Annotated in this window: 6 protein-coding genes and 1 pseudogene; 3 read left to right on the forward strand and 4 right to left on the reverse strand. The window is 65.7% G+C overall.

The annotated features are described in order from the left end of the window. Positions 1-73: 73 nt before the first annotated feature. Genes EOA79_RS29140 through EOA79_RS29155 form a run of 4 tightly spaced genes read right to left on the reverse strand, consistent with a single transcriptional unit; the run spans position 74 to position 3191 of the window. Positions 74-1090: a zinc-dependent alcohol dehydrogenase family protein gene (locus EOA79_RS29140; RefSeq protein WP_095824605.1), complete on the reverse strand. Its 1017-nt coding sequence runs from the start codon at positions 1088-1090 to the stop codon at positions 74-76. 28 nt (positions 1091-1118) lie between these two features. After that, on the reverse strand, positions 1119-1514 hold the full coding sequence (locus EOA79_RS29145; protein ID WP_067321846.1) for a cupin domain-containing protein: 396 nt from the start codon (positions 1512-1514) through the stop codon (positions 1119-1121). Positions 1515-1533: 19 nt separating this feature from the next. Next, the gene (locus tag EOA79_RS29150; RefSeq protein WP_095824606.1) at positions 1534-2004 is read right to left on the reverse strand and encodes a cyclophilin-like fold protein; all 471 of its coding nucleotides are present in this window, start codon (positions 2002-2004) and stop codon (positions 1534-1536) included. After that, a complete protein-coding gene (locus tag EOA79_RS29155; protein ID WP_067321852.1) occupies positions 2001-3191 on the reverse strand; it encodes an MFS transporter in 1191 nt (396 codons plus the stop codon). The genes EOA79_RS29150 and EOA79_RS29155 overlap by 4 nt, the downstream gene beginning before the upstream one ends. Positions 3192-3339: 148 nt before the next feature. Here EOA79_RS29155 and EOA79_RS29160 point away from each other — a divergent pair. From EOA79_RS29160 to EOA79_RS33895, 3 genes and pseudogenes are all read left to right on the forward strand, one after another. Then, positions 3340-4235 (forward strand): annotated as a pseudogene (locus EOA79_RS29160) (LysR family transcriptional regulator). Between the two features lie 146 nt (positions 4236-4381). Continuing rightward, entirely contained in the window at positions 4382-5209 is an 828-nt protein-coding gene (locus EOA79_RS29165; protein WP_245489951.1) for a transporter substrate-binding domain-containing protein, read from the forward strand. Between the two features lie 49 nt (positions 5210-5258). Then, positions 5259-5406: FAD-binding protein (locus tag EOA79_RS33895; protein ID WP_348631872.1), on the forward strand; the 148-nt coding region annotated here is incomplete at its 3' end.

The raw sequence follows: 5406 nt of genomic DNA on the forward strand, positions 1-5406 counted from the left end.
CCATGATCGGCACCAATCTCGCCATCGTCCGGCTTTCATCGGCTGCAGTGCCCGTCGCGACCATCGCCGGCGCCTAGACCTCGAGCATGACCTTGATCGCGCGCCGCTCGTCCATGGCGCGGTAGCCTTCCGCGACCTTGGTCAGCGGCAGCTTGAGGTCGAAAACCTTGCCGGGCTTGATCCTGCCCTTGAGCACGCGCTCCATCAGGTCGGGCAGGAAGCGGCGCACCGGCGCCGGGCCGCCCAGCATGCGCTTCTGGCCGAAGAACAGTTTCTGGCCGTCGAAGCTCACGCCATGCGGCACGCCGACATAGCCGATGGTGCCGCCGGGGCGCGAGCAGGCCAGCGCCTGGTCGAAGGATTCGGCCGTACCGACGCATTCCAGCACCGAGTCCGCGCCGACGCCCGCGGTCAGTTCCTTGATGCGGGCGATGCCTTCCTCGCCGCGCTCGGCCACGATGTCGGTCGCGCCGAATTCGCGCGCGAGTTTCTGGCGGCTCTCGTGCCGGCTCATGGCGATGATGCGCTGCGCGCCCATCTCGCTCGCCGCGAGCACGCCCATCAGGCCGACGGCGCCGTCGCCGACGACGACAACGGTCGATCCTTCGCGCACCTCGGCCGCATCCGCCGCATACCAGCCGGTGCCGAGCACATCCGAGACGGCCAACAGGTCAGGCACCAGGTCGGCCGGCGGAACCTCGGAAGTCGCCACCAGGGTGCCGTCGGCCAGCGGCACGCGGGCATAAGGCGCCTGCGCGCCCGACATGAACTCGCGTTGCACGCAGGAAGACTGGAAGCCGAAGCGGCAATGCGGGCAGGTGTTGTCGGAGAGGCAGAAGGAGCCGACGACGAACTGGCCGGGGCGCACGTTGCGCACCTCCGCGCCGACCTCGACGACGATGCCGCAATATTCGTGGCCCATATGCATCGGGCGATCGATCGGCTGCAGCCCGCGATACGGCCACAGGTCCGAGCCGCAGATGCAGCTCGCCGAGAGCTTGATGATGGCGTCCGTCGGGCGAAGGATCTTCGGGTCCTCGATTTCCTCGCAGCGGATATCGCCGGGCTTATGAAGAACAGTTGCGAGCATTTTGCTTTCCTTTTCGTTCGATCGGTGATCAGGCGCGGTAGTCGGCGTCGCTGACATGTTCCAGCCAGTCCACGACCTTGCCGTCCTTGACCTCCTGGAGGGCAATGTGGGTCATGGCCGTCTCGGGAGACGCGCCGTGCCAATGCTTCTCGCCGGGCGCGAACCAGACGACGTCGCCGGGGCGGACCTCCTCGAGCGGCCCGCCCTCGCGCTGCACGCGGCCACGGCCGGAGACAACGATCAGCGTCTGCCCCAGCGGATGCGTATGCCAGGCGGTGCGGGCGCCGGGCTCGAAGGTGACCTGCGCGCCCTGCACCCGGGCGGCATCGAAGGGATTGAAGAGCGGATCGATCCGGACCGTGCCGGTGAACCAGTCGGAAGGCCCCTTGCCGGACGGCCTCGTGCCAGCGCGAAGAATGTCCATGGTGATCTCCTTTGCGTTCTCAAATGCGTTCGATGCGCAGCGGGAACTCGCCGCGTATGTGCAGGGCCTCTTCGCCCCCGTCGAAACGGCCGAGCCTAATCAGCCCGGGATGGCGGTAGTCGGCGTAGAACATCGCCAGATTGCCCCAGGGCACGAAGTAGCAGAGGTCATAGGGCTGCTCGTTGCCGAACGGGCCGCTGCCCTCTTCGGTCAGCTTGCGCGGCAGATAGGCGATCTTCTCGTTATGCGCGTAGTCGTCGATCGTGAGATCGAGCGGCAGCATGGAAAAGAAATCGCGTGCCGAAGGATTGTCGTAGAGCGTGGCCGTCATGGTTCGGCCATCGAATGTCATTCTGATCTTCATGTCGGCGGGTTCCTGGCTGGCCGGGCCCCTGCCCTGCTGGCTGCGGGCGCGCCGCGGCAGGAGCGTTGATGCGAGCGCGGCGCCGAGCAATGCGCGGCGACTGAGCTTGGGATGGCCGGTCGTCATGGCACGGCCCTCCCGCCCATGCGCGATGCGGCGAACGCGGCGAGCGCCGCTCCGCAAAGCAGCGCCGCGCCGAAGGCAAAGGCTCCCCACCAGCCGACCGTGTCGAAAAGCGTGCCGCCGATCGCAGCGCCGCCGGTAATGGCAAGCTGGATGACGGCCACCTGCAACCCGCCGCCGGCCTCCGCGTCTTCAGGCAGCGTGCGGCTGAGCCAGGTGCCCCAGCCGACGGGCGCGGCCGTGCCGAAGAAACCCCAGACGAAAAGCAGCAGGGCCGTGGGAAGGGGTATTGCGCCGAGGGCGATGAGCGCGAGCGCAAGCACGGCCATGACCAGCGGAATGACGATCAGGATGCTGAACAGACGCGCGCGCAGCAGCCGGCCGATGCACCAGGTGCCGCCGACGCCCGCGAGCCCCATGACCAGCAGGATCGCCGAAAGCGTCGCGACGTCGACCTGGGTGACCCTTTCGAGGAAGGGACGCAGATAGGTGAAGAGCGCGAACTGGCCCATGAACAGCATCATGACCGATGCCATGCCGATGGCGACCGGAGGACGGCCGAGAAGAGCTAGGCTGTTGCCCGGCCGCTTTCGCCGGCGCGGCGGGAGCGGTGGCAGGCTGAGCCACTGCCAGACGAGCGCCAGGAACCCGAGCGGCACGACCAGGAAGAACGCGCCGCGCCAACCGGCATAGGCCCCAAGCAGGCTGCCCAGCGGCGCGGCAATGGTGGCCGCGACGGCGTTGCCGGCGTTCAGCATGGCGAGGCCCTTAGGGACCTGCTCCTCGGGGACGAGGCGCATGACGATCGCGGTCGACATCGACCAGAAGCCGCCGATCGCCATGCCGAGCAGCGCGCGGCCGGCCATCAGGAACGCGTAGTTGGAGGCGAAGGTGACGGCAAGCCCGGACGCGATGAGAAGCACAGTGAAGCCGGTGACTACCAGCCTGCGATCGATGCGGCGCGTCAGGCCGGCGACCAGCAGGCTGGTCACGACAGCGAAAATGCCCGAAATCGAGATCGCCTGGCCCGCCCGACCCTCGGTGATACCGAGATCGGTCGCGATCGGCGACAGCAGGCTGACCGGCATGAACTCCGAGGCGATGAGCACCGAAACGCAAAGCGCCATCGAGAGCACCGCGCCCCGCATGGCGCGGTCTTCGACAAGCCTTGTGTCGTAAGTGGTTTCCATTCGGGGGCATCCTTGCAAGCGGGGCGCCGGAATCGGCCACGGCCGCCGCGACCTGCCCGGAAGATATTGCAGTGCAACCAATTCGATTAGAGCAGATAATCCGTATGGACTTATCGACCTGTGATATAAATCGACCAGGAGGTTCTCCATGCAGCGCGGCGACATGAAAGATTTGCTGTGGTTCCTGGCTGTCGCCCGGGAGCGCAGCTTCACCAGGGCAGCGGCGGAACTCGGCACGTCACAGTCGACGCTCAGCCACACCATCAAGCAGCTGGAAGCCCGCCTCGGCGTTCGCCTGCTTACGCGCACGACGCGAAGCGTGGCGCCGACGGAAGCCGGCGAGCGGCTCTACCAGTCGCTCGCCCCACGCTTCGAGGAGATCGAGGCCGATCTCGCGGGTCTGGTCGCCTTCCGGGACAAGCCCGCTGGCACGGTACGCATCACGCTGTCCGACCATGCGCTGGAGACGACGGTCTGGCCGAAGCTCGAGCCGATGCTCTGCGACTATCCCGACTTGCGCGTCGAGCTCTACAGCGACAACGGCATGCGCAACATCGTGGAGGAGCGCTTCGACGCCGGCGTGCGGCTTGGCGAGAGCGTCGACCGGGACATGATCGCGGTGCGGATCGGCCCCGACTGGCGGCTGGTGGCCATCGCCTCGCCGGATTATTTTTCCCGCCGCCCAAGTCCCGAGGACACCGCAGGATCTGGTCGGGCATGACTGCATCGGCCTGCGGCAGGCGACGTTTGGCGGGCTCTATACCTGGGAGTTCGAGAAGAAGGGCCGCGAGCTTCGGGTCCGGGTCGATGGCCAGCTGACCTTCAACTCGACCCTGCCGATGATCGATGCGGCGCTAAGCGGCTACGGCATCGCTTATGTCCCGGAAAACCTCGTCAGCCGCCACATCGCGGACGGGCGGCTGACGCTCGTGCTCGATGATTGGAGCCTGCCCCTTTCCGGGCTATCACCTCTATTATCCGAGCCGGCGGCAGCTTTCTCCGGCGATGGCAGTCGTCGTCGAGGCGCTTCGGCATCGGAGTTGAGCCTGGGGCCGGGGCGGCACGAGCGCCGAGCAGTGGACGCTCATTGCAGGCTAAACTCGGCAATGCCCGACAAAAGATGCTTGACTCGCCCTGCGCCTTCCGGACAATTGTGTTGTCAGACATCTTACATACGAGAGGGAGGTTTCGTGAGGAGATTGATCGCTTGTTTCGCGCTGGCTGCCGGCGCGCTCGCATTCGTGTCGGCAGCGCGAGCGGGAGAAACCCTGGATCGCGTCACATCCAAGAAGGCCATGATGGTCGCGACCAACAGCGGCTGGCCGCCGCAGAGCTTTCTCGACGAAAGCAACCAGTTGGTGGGTTTTGATATCGACGTCTCGAAAGCGATCGCCAAGCGTCTGGGCGTGGAGGTCAGCTTCGAGACGCCCGACTGGGCCACAATGACCGGCGGCCACTGGCAGGGCCGCTACGACCTCGGCGTCGGCTCGGTGACGCCGACCAAGGCCCGGGCCAAGGTGATCGATTTCGCCGGCATCTATTATTACAGCCCTTATGTTTATGTGGTCCACAAGGACAGCAAGGCGAAGTCCGTGAACGAGCTGAACGGCAAGGTGATCGGTGTCGAAACCGCCACGACTTCGGAAGATTTCATCCGCCGTCAGCTGGAGATCGACGCTCCCGGCCTTCCGCCAGTCGAATACAAGCTGCAACCCGGCGAGATCCGGACCTTTGCCGATTCCATGCTGCCATTCGACGATTTGAAACTTGGGGACGGCGTGCGGCTCGATGCAGTCATCGCGCCCGAGCAGACCGCCCAGAACGCCATCAAGAACGGGTATCCGCTGCGCATTCTTGAGGGCGACTACGCCTTCCGCGAGCCGCTGGTGGTGATCGCGGACAAGGGTGACGCCGAGTGGACCACCAAGGTCGGCGGCATCATCGACGAGATGAAAAAGGACGGCACGCTCGCCACGCTGACCACCAAATGGTACGGCAAGAACTACAGCACCGACTGACGTTCTTCGCGGGCGGCTTTCAAGGCCGCCCGCTCTCATGCGATTCATCATGACCTATCCCGATACTTACTATCGCCGCACGCTTGCCGACGAGAAGGTCAGACCACCATTGGCGGGTCTGGCCGAATGCGACACGGTCATTGTCGGCGGCGGACTGGCCGGTCTGACGACGGCGCTGCAACTGGCACGCGCCCGGC

It is taken from the genome of Mesorhizobium sp. M1A.F.Ca.IN.020.03.2.1, assembly GCF_004023205.1.
Taxonomy (GTDB): domain Bacteria; phylum Pseudomonadota; class Alphaproteobacteria; order Rhizobiales; family Rhizobiaceae; genus Mesorhizobium.